The organism is Thermosynechococcus sp. PKX95, assembly GCF_031583295.1.
In the GTDB taxonomy this organism is placed as follows: Bacteria; Cyanobacteriota; Cyanobacteriia; order Thermosynechococcales; family Thermosynechococcaceae; genus Thermosynechococcus.
The window spans coordinates 2,050,310-2,066,378 of sequence record NZ_CP134171.1 but is presented as its reverse complement, the minus strand read 5'-3'; the positions used below and the strand labels follow the sequence as shown (position 1 = coordinate 2,066,378).

General features: G+C 54.7%; 15 protein-coding genes. 11 read left to right on the top strand and 4 right to left on the bottom strand.

Going from position 1 to position 16,069, the window contains the following annotated elements; translation table 11 throughout:
- The first annotated feature begins 74 nt into the window (after positions 1 to 74).
- Genes folD through RHH81_RS10155 form a run of 3 tightly spaced genes read left to right on the top strand, consistent with a single transcriptional unit; the run spans position 75 to position 2,430 of the window.
- Complete coding sequence (gene folD, locus RHH81_RS10165; RefSeq protein WP_310743004.1) at positions 75 to 995, top strand: bifunctional methylenetetrahydrofolate dehydrogenase/methenyltetrahydrofolate cyclohydrolase FolD; 921 nt, start codon at positions 75 to 77, stop codon at positions 993 to 995.
- Positions 996 to 1,005: 10 nt separating this feature from the next.
- Positions 1,006 to 1,929, top strand: a complete 924-nt coding sequence (crtE, locus tag RHH81_RS10160; RefSeq protein WP_149819144.1) for a geranylgeranyl diphosphate synthase CrtE — start codon at positions 1,006 to 1,008, stop codon at positions 1,927 to 1,929.
- A 51-nt stretch (positions 1,930 to 1,980) separates the two neighbouring features.
- On the top strand, positions 1,981 to 2,430 hold the full coding sequence (locus tag RHH81_RS10155) for a divergent PAP2 family protein (RefSeq protein WP_149819142.1): 450 nt from the start codon (positions 1,981 to 1,983) through the stop codon (positions 2,428 to 2,430).
- Between the two features lie 15 nt (positions 2,431 to 2,445).
- Here the strand turns inward: RHH81_RS10155 and RHH81_RS10150 are convergent, their stop codons facing one another.
- On the bottom strand, positions 2,446 to 3,876 hold the full coding sequence (locus RHH81_RS10150; RefSeq protein ID WP_310743003.1) for a mannose-1-phosphate guanylyltransferase/mannose-6-phosphate isomerase: 1,431 nt from the start codon (positions 3,874 to 3,876) through the stop codon (positions 2,446 to 2,448).
- Positions 3,877 to 4,133: 257 nt separating this feature from the next.
- Here RHH81_RS10150 and ndhO point away from each other — a divergent pair, with 257 nt between their 5' ends.
- From ndhO to RHH81_RS10125, 5 genes are all read left to right on the top strand, one after another.
- Positions 4,134 to 4,346 carry a photosynthetic/respiratory NAD(P)H-quinone oxidoreductase subunit O gene (gene ndhO, locus RHH81_RS10145; RefSeq protein ID WP_181494778.1) on the top strand — a complete coding sequence of 71 codons (213 nt, stop codon included), beginning with the start codon at positions 4,134 to 4,136 and terminating at the stop codon, positions 4,344 to 4,346.
- Between the two features lie 110 nt (positions 4,347 to 4,456).
- Complete coding sequence (locus RHH81_RS10140; protein ID WP_286627071.1) at positions 4,457 to 5,812, top strand: folate/biopterin family MFS transporter; 1,356 nt, start codon at positions 4,457 to 4,459, stop codon at positions 5,810 to 5,812.
- Positions 5,809 to 7,272, top strand: coding sequence for a carotenoid oxygenase family protein (locus tag RHH81_RS10135; RefSeq protein WP_302678214.1), 1,464 nt, complete (start codon positions 5,809 to 5,811; stop codon positions 7,270 to 7,272). Before RHH81_RS10140 ends, RHH81_RS10135 begins: the two co-directional genes overlap by 4 nt.
- A gap of 3 nt (positions 7,273 to 7,275) precedes the next feature.
- Positions 7,276 to 7,758 carry a CYTH domain-containing protein gene (locus tag RHH81_RS10130; protein WP_310743002.1) on the top strand — a complete coding sequence of 161 codons (483 nt, stop codon included), beginning with the start codon at positions 7,276 to 7,278 and terminating at the stop codon, positions 7,756 to 7,758.
- A gap of 38 nt (positions 7,759 to 7,796) precedes the next feature.
- A complete protein-coding gene (locus RHH81_RS10125) occupies positions 7,797 to 8,978 on the top strand; it encodes a M20 family metallopeptidase (RefSeq protein ID WP_206200069.1) in 1,182 nt (393 codons plus the stop codon).
- Here RHH81_RS10125 and RHH81_RS10120 read toward each other — a convergent pair.
- Genes RHH81_RS10120 through RHH81_RS10110 form a run of 3 tightly spaced genes read right to left on the bottom strand, consistent with a single transcriptional unit; the run spans position 8,975 to position 11,550 of the window.
- A complete protein-coding gene (locus RHH81_RS10120) occupies positions 8,975 to 10,114 on the bottom strand; it encodes an LptF/LptG family permease (RefSeq protein WP_206200068.1) in 1,140 nt (379 codons plus the stop codon). The genes RHH81_RS10125 and RHH81_RS10120 overlap by 4 nt on opposite strands.
- Positions 10,115 to 10,117: 3 nt before the next feature.
- Positions 10,118 to 10,528 (bottom strand): hypothetical protein, encoded by a 411-nt coding sequence (locus RHH81_RS10115; RefSeq protein WP_302677676.1) that lies wholly within the window; start codon positions 10,526 to 10,528, stop codon positions 10,118 to 10,120.
- Positions 10,528 to 11,550, bottom strand: coding sequence for an ATP-binding cassette domain-containing protein (locus RHH81_RS10110; protein ID WP_310743001.1), 1,023 nt, complete (start codon positions 11,548 to 11,550; stop codon positions 10,528 to 10,530). The genes RHH81_RS10115 and RHH81_RS10110 overlap by 1 nt, the downstream gene beginning before the upstream one ends.
- Before the next feature lie 105 nt (positions 11,551 to 11,655).
- On the opposite strand from RHH81_RS10110, the gene RHH81_RS10105 reads away from it, so the two are divergent.
- From RHH81_RS10105 to RHH81_RS10095, 3 genes are read left to right on the top strand one after another with little or no spacing between them, the layout of a single operon-like run.
- On the top strand, positions 11,656 to 12,618 hold the full coding sequence (locus RHH81_RS10105) for an HMA2 domain-containing protein (protein WP_206200065.1): 963 nt from the start codon (positions 11,656 to 11,658) through the stop codon (positions 12,616 to 12,618).
- Between the two features lie 49 nt (positions 12,619 to 12,667).
- The gene (locus RHH81_RS10100; RefSeq protein ID WP_206200064.1) at positions 12,668 to 13,747 is read left to right on the top strand and encodes a PIN/TRAM domain-containing protein; all 1,080 of its coding nucleotides are present in this window, start codon (positions 12,668 to 12,670) and stop codon (positions 13,745 to 13,747) included.
- 31 nt (positions 13,748 to 13,778) lie between these two features.
- Positions 13,779 to 15,989 (top strand): glycosyltransferase, encoded by a 2,211-nt coding sequence (locus tag RHH81_RS10095; protein ID WP_206200063.1) that lies wholly within the window; start codon positions 13,779 to 13,781, stop codon positions 15,987 to 15,989.
- Positions 15,990 to 16,069 lie beyond the last annotated feature (80 nt).

The following is a 16,069-nucleotide window of genomic DNA, read 5'->3' as shown; positions in this document are numbered from 1 at the left end:
TGTTGCCAACCGATGGAAACGCATTCGGCAACTCAACCCTAGACTTTCGTGATTGATCAATTTTAAGGTGTCCTTTGGTTGCAAACTCCGCTGCCTGCCTTGATGGCAAATCCTTAGCCCAGTCCATTGAACGCCAGTTGGCTGATCATGTGCGGACGTTTCAAGCCCAGTGGGGGCGATCGCCTGGGTTGGCCGTGTTGCGGGTTGGTGATGATCCCGCCAGTGCCGTGTATGTCCGTGCCAAAGAACAAGCCTGTGGCCGCGTCGGGATTCAATCCTTTGGTGCCCATTTACCGGCCACCATTACAGAAGCGGATTTATTGGCCAGAATTACTGAGCTAAATCAGGACGAACGGGTGGATGGCATTCTGCTGCAATTACCCCTACCACCCCACCTTGATCCCCGTCCCCTGCTATACGCGATTCATCCGGATAAAGATGTGGATGGCCTGCATCCCGAAAATCTCGGTCGGCTCGTGCGCGATGAACCGGGACTGCGCAGTTGTACGCCTGCTGGAGTGATGCAGCTTTTGGTCGCCTATGGCATTGATGTTGCAGGTCGCTCGGCAGTGGTCGTGGGTCGCAGTATTTTGGTCGGCAAGCCCTTGGCCTTGATGTTACTCACTGCCAATGCAACGGTGACGATCGCCCACTCGCGCACCCGTGATCTTGCCAGTGTCACCCGTAGTGCTGAGATTTTAGTCACAGCGATGGGACAGCCGCGGCGGATTACTGCCGACATGATTCGGCCGGGGGCAGTGGTCATTGATGTCGGGATTAATCGCATTCAACGCCCCGACGGCAAATCGAGTCTCTGGGGCGATGTGGACTATGAGGCTGCCTGTGCTGTGGCCAGTTATATTACCCCTGTTCCGGGGGGCGTCGGTCCGATGACCGTTGCCATGTTGTTGCACAATACTGTATGGAGCTATTGTCGCCGTCACAACTGGCACCAGCCCCTGCTCTCGTTGACCTCTATGCCGCCCGCACGCTGAGGAGTTGTTCATGATTTCCGCTGATCCCCCCCAAGTCCATCCCGCCGGCACATTTGATCTCAAGGCCTACCTCAAAGAACGCCAAGCCCTTGTGGAAGCTGCCCTCGAAGCATCGATCCCCGTTGCCTACCCAGAGAAAATTTACGATGCGATGCGCTATTCACTGATGGCAGGGGGCAAACGGCTGCGCCCAATTCTCTGCTTGGCCACCTGTGAACTGATGGGGGGCACCGTGGAAATGGCCATGCCCACCGCCTGTGCCCTAGAGATGATCCACACGATGTCGCTGATCCACGATGATCTGCCGGCTATGGACAATGATGACTACCGTCGCGGCAAGCCCACAAATCACAAAGTCTATGGCGAAGATATTGCCATTCTGGCGGGGGATGGCTTACTGGCCTATGCCTTTGAATATGTGGTGGAACAAACGAAAAACGTGCCCGCAGAATATCTGCTGAAAATTGTGGCGCGGTTGGGGCATGCGGTGGCAGCAACGGGATTGGTGGGCGGTCAAGTGGTGGACTTGGAGTGTGAAGGGCAGCCGAACATTGGTCTAGAAACGCTGCACTTTATCCACTCCCACAAAACGGGGGCATTACTGGAGGCCTCTGTGGTTTCTGGGGCATTACTGACGGGGGCGAATGAATCTGATGTGGCTCGCCTGTCGCGCTATGCGGCAAATATTGGCTTGGCGTTCCAGATTGTGGATGACATTTTGGATATTACTTCGACCCGCGATGTCCTCGGTAAAACCGTTGGTAAAGATGTGGCCGCCCAAAAAATGACGTACCCGCGCCTGTGGGGTCTGGAAAAATCTCGCCAAGAGGCTGAACGCTTGGTGGCAGAGGCGAAGGCAGAGTTGGCTGTGTATGGGGCAGCCGCCGTTCCTTTGCAGGCGATCGCCGACTACATTACCAGCCGCAGTCATTAACGATCCCGAAGTGGGTTAGGATGGGCGCAGAGTTTGTCCTTGTCCGTAACCATGATGGACGGTCTTCGTGAGCTACTGGCTAACCATGTCCTCTGGGTCGCTTTCGCCGCCAGCGCGATCGCCCAAATGCTCAAGTTACTGATTGACATTGCCAAACACCGCAAGCTCAATTTCCGCGTTCTGGTGGAAACGGGGGGCATGCCCAGTTCCCATTCCGCCCTTGTTACTGCTTTGGCGACTGGGGTGGGGCTGCAGCGGGGCTGGGATAGCATTGAGTTTGCGATCGCCGTTGTCTTTGCCTGCATTGTCATGTACGATGCGGCCGGGGTGCGCCAAGCCGCTGGTAAACAAGCCCGCATTCTCAATCAAATTGTTGATGAATTTTTCCAAGATGGGCACGAATTGGCAGAAGCCCGCCTCAAGGAGTTATTGGGGCACACCCCCATTCAAGTCATCGTTGGTTCCGCCCTTGGGGTGGCGATCGCTTGGCTAGCGGTCTAAGGGTTTGCCCAGCGGTTATCGCCCTGTCTCGCGACCATAGCGATCCTCAAAGCGGACAATATCATCTTCGCCAAGGTAGGCTCCCGACTGCACTTCAATCATTTCAAGGGGAATTTTCCCCGGATTGGCCAAGCGGTGCACAGCGCCCACAGGGATATAGGTGGACTCATTCTCCGTCAGCAGAAACGTTTTGCCATTGCAGGTAACTTCCGCTGTACCACTGACAACAATCCAATGTTCTGCGCGGTGATGGTGCTGTTGCAGCGAAAGACTCGCCCCCGGCTTGACCGTAATCCGCTTCACTTGAAAGCGATGACCAGCATCAATCGCAGTGTAGTGCCCCCAAGGACGATAGACGACGGGATGGTTGTCCGCCTCCGGGCGCCCTTGCGCTTGCAGTTGCTCCACCACTTGTTTGACTTGTTGTGCTGCCTTCTGATGGGCAATGAGAACGGCATCGGCTGTTTCCACAACGATCAGATCGTCGACCCCCAGTAGGGTCACCAAGCGATGCTGACTGTGAACAAAGCACTCTTTGCTGCTATAGAGAAGGACATTGCCACGGCAACTGTTGCCAAATTCATCCTTGGGTGTCACCTCCCAGAGACTCGACCAAGACCCCACATCACTCCAGCCGCACTCTAGGGGCACCACCGCTGCTTTTTGCGTCTTTTCCATCACCCCATAGTCCACCGATAAACTGGGACACTGACTCAAGGGTGCTTTGGCCAAGCGGATAAAGTCCAAATCCTCCTGTCCCTCCCGCAGTGCCAAGCGGCAATGGTGCAAAATGTCTGGCTGCTGCTGTGCCAATTCTGCTAAGAAGCTCTGGGCGCGGAAGAGAAACATACCGCTATTCCAAAGGTAATGGCCATCCGCTAGATAAGCCTCTGCCGTTGCCAAATCGGGTTTTTCGACAAACTCTGCCACCCGATAGGTGTGGGCCTCACTGAGGGCTTCCCCCCGCCGAATGTAGCCGTAGCCTGTATGGGGAGAGGTGGGGGTAATGCCAAAGGTCACTAACCAGTCCTTGGTGGCGGGTGCCAGTGCCCGTTGTAGCCCCTGCTGAAAGGCAGCCACATCCTGAATTAAATGATCCGCTGGTAGCACCAAAAGAATGGCATCGGTGGCGAGGACTTCTGTGACGTAGAGCGCAGCAAGGGTAATCGCAGGAGCCGTATTGCGCCCCAAGGGTTCAAGCAAAATCCGCGTTGGTGTCACCCCTAGCTCTTGAAATTGTTCTGCCACAAGAAAGCGATGGGCGTCATTGGCCACGATCACCGGGGGATGAAGATGGGGCAACCCCTGTAACCGTTGCCACGTTTGTTGTAGCAGACTCTGCCCTTCGGCTGTTAAGCGCATAAACTGCTTGGGATGGGCTTGGCGCGATAATGGCCAAAGTCGACTTCCGGCTCCCCCCGATAGAATCACTGGAATACAGTCCATGCAAGGCTTTCCTTAGGTAGTGTGGTGCTTAAGCGTAGTCTATCGCCAAAGAACTTCGTCTTGGTTCAGACCCCTGTTCTTTTTGTTGCTCATTTTCTAGGGGCTACTGTTTTGGCAGTGCCCGATGAATGGCAGTGAAGGACTGAGGTGGCGTTTCCCCTTGGTTAAGGTTTGGCAATTGGATTCATCAACAGACTTAAAGCCCTTGGCAATTCTCCTTAGGATAGAATGTGGGCTGAGCAGCGTTAGGGTTTCCTATGGCGATTAAAAAGGGAGATTTGGTAAAGGTCGTTGCTGAAAAATTGGCCAACAGTGTTGAGGCCTTGGCCAGTGATCATCGCTATCCCCCCTATCTCTTTGAGGGACGGGGTGAGGTGGTGGAGATTCGCGGTGACTATGCGCAGATTAAATTTCCAGTGCCCACCCCTACAGTTTGGCTGCGCCTCGATCAACTGGAGGTTGCCAAATAACCGCCATTAGGGTCTCTTGCGAGTCTAGGAGCCAATGAAGAGTACCCGTGTTAGCAATTTTCAGCTTGTCTGGATATGATGGAGGCAATGCTGTTGCTTAACATTTGGTAATGTTAGTTCAACCTTCGCAACCTCAACGCTGGTTTCAGTGGCTCAAGGAGACGCTCCTTTTTGGGCAAGAACCCAGTGGCGAACTCTTAGCCATTTTGCTGGTGTATTTTGTCCAAGGGGTGTTGGGCTTAGCACGGCTGGCCATTAGCTTTTTCTTTAAGGATGAGTTGGGGCTGTCGCCAGCGGAAGTGGCAGCATTAATGGGTGTGGCTGCGCTGCCTTGGGTCATTAAGCCGGTGTTTGGCCTCATTTCTGATAGTGTGCCGCTTTTGGGATTTCGTCGCCGTTCCTATCTTGTCCTGTCGGGCTTGCTGGGCTGTGGGGCGTGGTTGAGCTTGGGGACGTGGGTGGCTACCCCTTGGCAGGCAACGGCAGCGATTCTCGCAGCCTCGATCGCGATCGCCCTCAGTGATGTGATTGTCGATTCACTGGTGGTGGAACGGGCACGCCAAGAATCGGCGACTGAAATGGGAACGCTGCAATCCCTAAGCTGGGCAGCGACTGCCGTGGGGGGCATCCTCACCGCTTACTTTAGTGGCCAACTGTTGCAGTGGTTTAGTCCGCGTACAGTGTTTCAAATTACAGCGGCGTTTCCGCTCTTGATGTCGGGGGTTGCGTGGGCGATCGCCGAAGCACGGGTTACGGCTCGGCCTCAACTGCGTCAGACTTGGGAGCACATCAACCGTGTGCGCCAAGCAATGATGCAAAAACGGATTTGGTTGCCGGTGGCGTTTCTCTTCCTCTGGCAAGCCACCCCCGGCTCGGAATCAGCCTTCTTTTTCTTCACAACGAATGAATTGGGCTTTGAGGCGGAGTTTTTGGGGCGGGTGCGCCTTGTCACTAGCATCGCCTCCCTCTTGGGGGTGTGGATTTTCCAGCGCTACTTGAAAACGCTGCCCATTCGTACCATTTTTTTCTGGAGCACGATTCTCTCAGCCCTTTTGGGACTCTCTAGCTTGATTTTGGTCACCCACCTCAATCGCCAATGGGGCATTAGTGACCAGTGGTTTAGCTTGGGGGATAGCCTCATTTTGGCAGTTATGGGGCAGATTGCCTTTATGCCGGTACTCGTGTTGGCGGCGCGGCTGTGTCCGCCGGGGATTGAGGCCACCCTCTTTGCGCTGCTGATGTCCATTAGCAACCTTGCCAATCTGGTCTCCCATGAGTTGGGGGCACTGCTGACCCACTGGCTGGGGATTACCGAGCATAACTTCGATCGCCTCTGGTTGCTGGTGCTCATTACCAACCTGAGTACGCTATTGCCCCTACCCCTGTTGAACTGGTTGCCGCAGCAGGTGCCGGCGCCCGCCTCTCAATCCTCTGTCACTGTTGAGTTGGAGCCAAGTGTCTCATGACTGGAGTTTTAGATCGCCCCTACACGATGGCGGATTGGCGGGGGGGGACCGAATCTCTCACCCAAGAATATGACTATTGGATTGAGGATGTCGAAGGTACGGTGCCCACGGATTTGGTGGGAACGCTCTACCGCAATGGCCCTGGACGGTTGGAGCGCGGGGGAGTGCCCTTAGCCCATCCCTTTGATGGCGACGGCATGATCTGTGCTTTTCGCTTTGAGAAGGGACGGGTGCATTTTCGCAATCGCTACGTGCGTACCGCCGGATTTTTGGCGGAGGAAAAGGCCAATCGCCTTCTCTATCGCGGTGTCTTTGGCACCCAAAAACCGGGGGGCTGGCTGGCCAATTTCCTCGATATTCGGGTCAAAAACATTGCCAATACCCATGTGATCTATTGGGGGGGCAAATTACTGGCGCTCTGGGAAGCCGGTCTGCCCTACTGCCTTGACCCTGTGACCCTAGAAACCATTGGCCTCGACAACCTAGGGGGTCTCCTCAAGGAGAGGGATGCCTTTGCAGCGCATCCCCGCTTTGATCCTCAGACGCAGCGGCTCGTGAATTTTGGTGTCAAGCCCGGCCTCAGCACCCGCATTACACTCTATGAATTTGATGCCAGTGGTCAGTGTGTCTCGCAACCCGTATTTCAGATTCCGGGGTTTGCTTTTATCCATGACTTTGCCCTGACCCCCAACTACGCCATTGTCTTTCAAAATCCAGTGCGGTTAAATCCGCTGCCCTATCTGCTGGGACTGCGGGGCGCTGCCCAGTGCATTCAATTCCATGCGCAGGAACCGACACGGGTTTGGCTGCTGCCTCGTCGGGGTGGGACTCCCCAGATGTTGACGATGCCCGCCTGTTTTGTCTTTCACCATGCCAATGCCTACGAAGCTGGGGATGAAATTCATGTGGAGTCCATTGCCTACAGCCACTTTCCCAATCTCGAACCGGGCATGGATTTTCGGGAGGTGAATTTTGCGGCGCTGCCCTCAAGCCTGCTGTGGCGGATTCAATTGAACCCCAAAACCAAGGCGGTGGATTGGCAAGTGGTGAGCGATCGCCCCTGTGAATTTCCCGTAGTGCATCCGGCCAAGGTGGGGCAACCCTATCGCTACACCTATTTGGCGGCAGGGCATGATCCGAAAACCAATGCGCCTCTCCAGGCTCTGTGGCGGTGCGATCGCCAGACGGGCGAGGAACAATTTTGGTCGGCGGCGCCGCGTGGCTTTGCCAGTGAACCCATTTTTGTCCCGCGGGGTCTGCAAAAGGGTGACTTTCTCTGGCAGGGTGCCCAAGGGGAAGAAGATGGCTGGCTTTTGCAGGTGGTGTATGATGCCAGTTGCCACAAATCGCAGTTACTCATCTTTGATGCGGCAGCCATTAGCGCCGGGCCAGTGGCACGATTGCGCTTGAAACACCACATTCCCTATGGTCTCCACGGTTCATTTACCACAGCGGTCTAGGCAATGGGCATCGAAATTGAGCGCAAGTTCCTTGTCATAGGCGAAGAATGGCGATCGCTGGTCACAAGTGTGTCCCAATTTGCCCAAGGCTACCTGTCCACAGTTCCTGAGCGCACGGTGCGGGTGCGTCTTGCGGGGGAGGAGGCATGGATCACGATCAAGGGCAAAGCCAGCGGTGGCCAACGCCGTGAGTATGAGTATGCTATCCCCATTGCTGATGCAAGGGAACTCCTCGCGGAATTGTGCCTACAACCCATCATCCAGAAAAACCGCTATCGTATTCCAGCGGGTGATCTGTGTTGGGAAGTGGATGAATTTACTGGCGCCTGTACTGGCCTGATTTTGGCAGAAATTGAATTGCCCCGTGCTCACTATCCCCTGACTCTACCCCCTTGGATTGGCCTTGAGGTGACCGACGACCCCCGCTATACCAATGCCTACTTAGCGGAGCACCCCTATCAGGAGTGGGCAACCGGCAATTCCTGAGATTCGATAGGATACAAAAATATCGCCACGGCTGCGCTATGCTTGCTCGGATTCGCCAGATTACCCAAACCCTCACCCCCCGTCTCATTGAAATTCGTCGCCATCTGCACCGCTACCCCGAATTGAGTGGTCAAGAACATCAAACGGCTGCCTACGTGGCGGGGGTACTTTCCTCCGCCGGCTTAACCGTACAGCAGGATGTGGGCAAAGTGGGGGTGATTGCGGAACTGGCGGGGAATCCTAAAAAACAGCGGCTCTTGGCCATTCGCGCCGATATGGATGCCCTGCCGATTCAAGAGCGCACTGGACTCGAGTTTAGCTCAAAACATAGCGGGGTGATGCACGCCTGTGGTCACGATGTCCACACCACGGTGGGTCTGGGCACGGCAATGGTGTTAGCAGCCCTCAAGGAGGAGTTCCCCGGCCGGGTGCGGTTTATTTTTCAACCAGCGGAAGAAATTGCCCAAGGGGCGAGTTGGATGATTGCCGATGGCGCTATGAAAGAGGTGAGTGCCATTTTGTCGCTCCATGTGTTTCCCACCATTCCAGCGGGGGAAGTAGCGGTACGCTATGGGGCGTTGACGGCGGCTGCCGATGACATTGAGTTAACGATTTTGGGAGAATCGGGCCACGGTGCCCGCCCCCATGAAGCGGTAGATGCGATTTGGATTGCCGCTCAAGTGATCAGTGCTTTGCAACAGGCCATTAGCCGCACGCAGAATCCCCTGCGACCCGTGGTGGTCACCTTTGGCAAAATTCAAGGGGGACGGGCTGCCAATGTCATTGCCGATCAGGTGACGCTTCAGGGAACGGTGCGATCGCTCCATCCAGAAACCCGTGCCACCCTCCCGACCTGGATTGAGCAAATTGTGGCCAATGTCTGCCATGCCTACGGTGCCCGTTACCAACTCCACTATCGGCGGGGCGTACCGGGGGTGGAAAATACGCCCTACCTATCGCAACTGCTGGCGGAGGCGGCGACTGATGTGGTGGGTGCCCCCCATGTGCATATTTTGCCGGAACCGTCCCTTGGGGCAGAGGATTTTGCCCTGTACCTAGAGCATGCCCCCGGTGCGATGTTTCGCCTTGGGGTGGGGTTTCGCGATCGCCCCAACTATCCCCTGCATCACCCGGAGTTTGATGTCGATGAACAAGCTATCCCTGTGGGCGTGATGACCCTTGCCCATGCGGCCTGTCGCTATTGGCAGATTCCCTACTAGTGCCGATTGGCGTGGTAGAGCATGCCGAGGGCGATCGCGCTGACGACAACCTTCGGTAACCAACTGGCCACGATGGGCGACACTGCTCCCCCCTCGCCAAAGGCGGTGAAAATAAAGGCAGCAACGTAATAGCCAAAAATAATCGCCACACTGAGACCAAAGGCACGCCCCTGTCCTTGGCGAGGAGAACTGATGCCCAAAACGGCACCGACAACGGCAAAACTCAGGCACAAAACGGGAAGGGAGAGCTTTTCCTGCAACTGCACCCGCCACTGCCGCAGACGTTTGGCATCGCCACTTTCCGCCAAAACTTGCAAGTACTGATAGATTTCGCGGCTGGTCATAAACTCTGGTGCCCGCGTTTCCATGGCCAAATCAAGGGGAGTGCGGGGGTAGGCAAATGTTCGTTCTGAGAAGGTCTCGGCCACGTCATAGTCGCGATCGCGGGTCAGGTGGTGGTAGGTGCCCTGCCGAAACAGCCACGCCGAACCCTGCCACTGGGCTTCCTGCGCCGTAATAATTTCTCGCAATTGCCCCTGCTCAAAGTTCAACACCGTCACTTGACCCATGACCTCGCCATCAAAACGATGGGCAAAAAAGAGTTGCTGAAGCTGCCCCCCAGCAAAACGACGGTAGAAGATATTGCGGGTTTGAAAGGTAGGTTGGGGGCGTTGAATCGCCACTTCCAAGGTCTTGATGGCGCGGTAGGCCATGGGGGGAGCCACCAGTTCATTGAGGGCAAAGGTAAAGAGCAAGGCACAGAACCCCGCTAGGAGCGCCGGTCGCACTAAACGCAGCGGACTCACCCCACAGCTTTTGCAAGCAATCAGTTCACTACGACGGGAGAGTTGACTATAGGCAAGGAGCGAACCAAAGAGCATCGCCATGGGAATGCCCAGCACCGCAAAGGTGGGCAAACGCAGAAAAAAGACTTGAAGGGCACTGAGGATGCCAAGGTTGTGCTCCACCATATTGCGAATGAGGTAGAACACTGTACCAATAACGGCAGCGATCGCCGTAAAAATGCCAAAACCAAAGACAAAGGGGCGAATCATCTCCCGCAGAATATAGCGATCCAACAGGGAGAATCGCGGCTGCCAAGGCATCTTCTCAAGGGATCGGGCGATCGCCAGCATCTTTTATAGTCCCAAGCGGGGTTTTGCCAACTTCCAATAACGAAAGAATCGCTTCAAATCGGCATTGGCAGGTAACGTGACAAAGGGTTCTGGCTCTAGGATCTCCACTGGATAGGCCAATTGCTGACAAATGGCGCGAAAGCGAGGGCTAGGACTGGCCATTGTTACCACGCGATCGCCCCCGTGCACCTCAACAAAGGCATTCACCAAGGGAGCGACCTCACCCCGGTACATTGCCACGGGGAGATCCAGCAGGCACTCATAGAGAAAGACCAGCCGCTTCAGGCGAATTTGCCACTCCTTGAGGAGCGCTACATCCCAAACAAAAATGGCCGGCGCGTGGGGATAGCGGTCAAAGATGGGCGCCGTGGGGTCGAGGCAGTCTCCATGAACCCAAAGAATTGGCTGCCCCATTAGCGTTGCATGGCCTCTTTTTTCAACTGTTTGCTGTCCCGCTGCGCCGCTGCTGCCAAGTCGGCATCCAAGAGGGTTTGACCCGTGGCGGCCAAATAGACATCATCTAAACTGGGTCGTGACTGCGCCACGCTAAAGAGGGGGAGTCCTGCTTCCTCTAGCGCCCTTCTAATGGCTGCGATCGCCACAGCCGCATCTGTGACCACCAGATTCAAGGAGTTGCCTTGGTTGGCATTAATCAGCGCCGATTTCACGCAGTCCAATTGACTGAGAAGGGTCTGGGCCATTTGTGCCTCTTGACGCGGTGTAAATTCTCGTACCCGCAACGTGACGCGATCGCCCCCAATATTGGCCTTGAGTTCCTCAGGCGAACCGCTGGCAATGACGCGCCCTTTATCCAGAATCGCCAAGCGATCGCTAAGGAGATCCACTTCCTCAAGGTAGTGGCTGGTCAAGATAATCGTCAGTCCTTGAGCCTTGAGATCCCGCAGCACATCCCAAATCACTTGGCGACTTTCAATGTCGAGGCCTACGGTGGGTTCATCCAAGACAAGCACTTGGGGTTGATGCAGTAGTCCTGCTGCGAGATCAAAGCGTTTGCGAATGCCACCCGAGTAGGTACCACATTGGCGATCGCGCCATTCCAATAAATCCAACCGTGCCAGCACTGCTTCAATGCGCTCTGGAATCAGGGCAGGGGGAATGTGGTACAGCGCCGCCTGTAATTCTAGAAATTCCTGACCCGTGAGGATTTTATCAAGCGCCACCTCTTGAGCCACATAGCCTAATTTTTGGCGCACTAAATGAGGTTGGTGGAGAACCGAAAGACCACAGACTTCCAATACCCCAGCATCCGGTCGCGAGAGGGTACACAGACAGCGCAGTGTTGTCGTTTTCCCTGAGCCATTTGGCCCCAGCACCCCAAAAATTTCCCCTTGATGGGCGCTAAAGGAGACATCGGCCACCGCTGTAATGGAACCGTAGGACTTCTTGAGATGTTCGACCTTTACCGTGGCTGTCATGGTCATTCACTCTGTGTGTGATTCCCTTAACATTTTGACAGATCTTCCTCCTTACTTTGGTGCGCGTGCTACAACGGCAACTAGAGCCTATTGGGTGGGTTTCCCATGGCCACTGCCGAAACTGCGCCGATTGCCGAAGTCATGCACCTCACGGGCGATCGCCTGCGATTGCGGATTCAAGAACTGAAAACGGATGCTGCCTTTCGCGATTCCCTGAGTGCCTATCTGAAAACCCTCCAAGGGATCAAATCTGTTCACGTTAACCCCCTTGCCGCCTCAATTACCATTGAGTATCACCTCGAGCAAATCACGCCCCTACAACTGTTGGCGGCCATTCAATTTTGGGGGGATGTCCAGATCATTGGCCAAGGCAATAAGGGCTTGCAAAACCTCACCCGCGCCTTTGATCTCGAACCTGAAGAGGTGGGCAACAAACTCACCTCCATGGGCGGATTTCTCATGGGCGGCTACGTGGGCGATATTCTTGGTGGCATGGTGGGGGGAACGGCGGGTGGCCTGTTTATGGGGCCTGCGGGTGCGGTCATGGGGGTGCAAGTGGGCACCTTTGTTGGCGGTGTGATTGGTGCGCGATTAGGGATGGAAGCCACGGAGCAAATCACCCAACTGCAATTTACTGCCCTTGAGGCAACGCCGGAACGGGTCGCGAAAGCCTTGGAGATTCACAGCGGTGACAAAATCGGGGGTACCGCCGGTGAAATTGCTGGCGGTTTGGCAGGGCAAGTGGTCTTGGGGCCTGTGGGCGAAACCGTCGGGCGCGTAGTGGGCAATATGGTTGGTTCGCAACTGGGGGAAGATCTCGGGCGACAGTTGGCGGCGCCATCCCCTGAGGAACCTCCTCCCCCATCCCTGCATCTTTTTCTAGAGTGGTGGGTGAAAACCAGTCAAACCTTCACTAAGGAAACGCTATGGGCGACCCTCGGTGGTATGGTAGCACGGGCCATTCTGGGGCCTCAAGCCGAAGCTGAGGGCATCCGAGCCGGTACCCGCATTAGTCGCCATCTCGATATGCAGCAGCCCAACACCGCAGCAAAAGAGAAAAAAGTATAATCCTAAAGTAATGGCCTATGGAGATGTCCAGCGCGACAGGAGCGAACTAATGCTCGATACCATCTTACTCCTCATTATCGTCGTGATGGGAATTGCCGTTGGCTTCAACAGCATTGACCTCCTCCCAGAAACGGTTCTTGCTCAAGTGGCCAATGTGCGGGGATTGCAGTGGGTCATGGCTGGCTTTGGCACCATCGTTGGCATTGCCCTTGGTTTATTGTTGCAGTCCCTTTACCATCGTCTTGAGCGCAGTATCCGCCAATTGCCCCCAGAAACGCTCTTGTCGCGAGCCGTGGGTCTGGTGGTAGGGTTGCTCTTGGCCAACTTGATGCTGGCACCGATTTTCCTGTTGCCCATTCCCAAAGATTTTTCCTTTATTAAACCCCTGATTGCTGTTCTCACCAGTATTGTCTTTGCCTATTCGGGAACCACCTTGGCCGATAGTCACGGGCCTGCCCTGCTGCGGTTAATTAACCCCAATGCCGTTGCCAGCAGTCTCTTGGCTGAGGGGATGCTCAAACCTGCCCGAGCAAAGGTACTGGACACCAGTTGCATTATTGATGGCCGCATTGAGGCACTGTTGAATCTCGGGGTACTCGAAGGGCAAATCATTGTGCCCCAGTTTGTGCTTCAGGAGCTGCAACTCATTGCCGATGCGGGGAATGAGCAAAAACGGATTCGCGGTCGGCGGGGTCTCGATGTTCTCAATCGTCTCCAAGCCAGTTTGGGCGATCGCATTGTCATTCACTCCGCAGACTATCCAGAATTAACAACGGTGGATGCCAAGCTGGTGCGCCTGTGCCAAGAAATCAACGGCACCCTTGTCACCAATGATTTGAATCTCAACAAAGTTGCCCGCTTCCAAAAAGTGGATGTCTTTAACGTCAACGAGTTAGCGCAAGCCCTGCGCCCCATCTACCTCCCCGGCGATACGCTGGAGTTGAAGATTCTCAAGGAAGGGAAAGAACCAGCGCAAGGGGTGGGCTACCTTGAGGATGGCACGATGGTGGTTGTCGAAGAGGGGGTGGATCACATTGGCGATCAGTTGTCGGTGGTTGTGACCAGTGCCCTGCAAACCTCGGCAGGCCGCATGATTTTTGCTCGCCTGCAAATGCCGACGATGGCCTAAATTTCCTCTTTTTCCCCTAGGGGGTCTCCTTATGACCCATGAGCCACCCAAGCCCACTTCCCCCCCGCAACTGGTTTCACCGTGGGTCTGGGGTCTTTTTGTTTTCAGCATCCTATTCCTCTTTGGTGTGCTGTTGGCGACGGTGTGGCGACCGACGCTCTTTCCCGTTGATTTAGTGAATCCCGATCAGTTGCGGCCTCTGCCTGACCTCCTGCAGATGCCCACCGATGATTTAAGCGTGTGGTGGCCCATTGTCCTTGCAGCAGTGATGGCAGTTGCCCTCAATTTTATTCCCAGCAATAATGTTAGCCGCCTGATCATTCGCTTCATTGTTATTCTCTTTGGCTGCCGCTATCTGGTGTGGCGGGGCTGGGTGACGCTCAATGATGCCCACTGGTTGAGCTTTACTGCCAGTATTGGCTTCTATGGTCTTGAGGTGCTCTACTTTTTCACCTATTTGCTTTACTTCTATCAGACGGCATGGCTGACGACTGCATGGCGATCGCGACAGGCCAATTACTATCAGCAGGCGGTTCTCAGTGGTGAATACTGCCCCAGTGTGGATATTTTCATTCCCACCTATAATGAGCCTCCCTATATTTTGCGGCGGACGATTGTGGCCTGTCAGGCGATCAACTACCGAAATAAAAGCATCTATGTCCTCGATGATGGTCGGCGATCGGAAATTGCGGATCTCTGTGAGCATCTGGGGGTCAACTATCTCACCCGTCCCACCAATGAGCACCGCAAAGCAGGGAACCTCAACCATGCCCTGAAATACACCACTGGTGAACTGATTGCTGTTTTTGATGCCGACTTTATTCCCTTTCAGAACTTCCTGAGCCGCACCGTGGGCTTCTTTCAAGATGATCACGTGTCCATGGTGCAGACCCCCCAGCACTTCTTTAACCCTGACTACCACTCCCAAAACCTTGGCATTGAGTTCATGATGCCCGGCGATATGGAGTACTTTTTTGGCTTTATTCAGCCGGGGCGGGACTTTGGCAACGCCATCATTTGCTGTGGCACCTCCTATGTGGTGCGCCGCCGTGACCTAGAAGCCGTAGGCGGATACTACACCCGCTGTGTGGTCGAGGATTTCCAAACGGGAACCAAAATGCAGATCGCTGGTTATCGCCTCGTTTACCTCAATGAAATCCTCAGCATGGGGGAGTCTCCTCGCAACTTCCAAGATCATCTGGAGCAACGGCTGCGCTGGCTACAGGGGAATATGCAAATCTATTTCTGTGGTAATGATCTCCCCATTTGGTCAAAGCTTTCTTGGTTTCAGCGCAGTTGCCACCTCTCGCTGCTGTTGCACAACATCAATCCCTTTACCCGCACCTGCTTTCTCATTGGTCCGTTTTTGAGCCTAATGACAGGCATCTCCTTAACGGTGGCGACATTGGGTGAGTACCTTTTCTATGCCCTGCCCTACACGCTGTTAGTAATTGCCACCTTTAGCTGGGCGACAGAAGGGCGGTATTTTTCCCTCTGGGGTGAAGTCTATGAGGTGACCTTTGCCTTTCCGGGGATGGTGCAACTGATTAAAATCCTCCGCAATCCCTTCGGTAAAATTGGCAGCATTGTCACTAATAAGGGCACCCTCTCCAATCGGAAGCGGTTGAATTTACGCTATACATGGCCGCTCGCAGTATTTGTGATTGCAGTCGGAGTGGGCATCTTTATCCGCTATGGGGGTTACTGGCTCCATATCTGGCCACCAATGGAGTATGAACGGGCGGGTTTAGAGGTGATGCTGGCTTGGACGCTCTACAACGCCTTTATTGCCTTGATTGCGGTTCTGTCCTCCATTGATCAGCCCACCCGCCGTCAGAGCGATCGCTTTCCCGTTTGCACTGTATGTCGTTTCCAACTGGGGGATCAAACCTACTGGGGCTATACCCGCGATGTGTCGGAGACTGGTGCTGCCCTATTGCTGACCGCAGGGCGTTTTATCGAAGCCCAAAGAGATACCGTCGGCACGCTGACCTTTTTGGAACAGGACTTTAGCGTCACCGCAGCCGTGGTTCGTACCCGCACTGAAGAGGAGCGGTGCTGCATTTACCTGCGGTTTTTAGAGGTCAGTGATGAGGCACAGCGGCACCTCGTACAACTGCTCTATGGTGGCCTCACATGGTGGCACAAACCCAAAGCCCCCAATGGCCTAGATGCCTTTTGGCCAATGTTGATTCGTCTCTTCGACTTTCGATCGCTCTTTAGCCTCTATAGCAATAATTGACCGATAGGCTCATAGCTCAAAAATTTGCCCTAGGGGAAAATAAAAGTTTGGCAATAGGGGAGATGTCAACGTATAGCTAT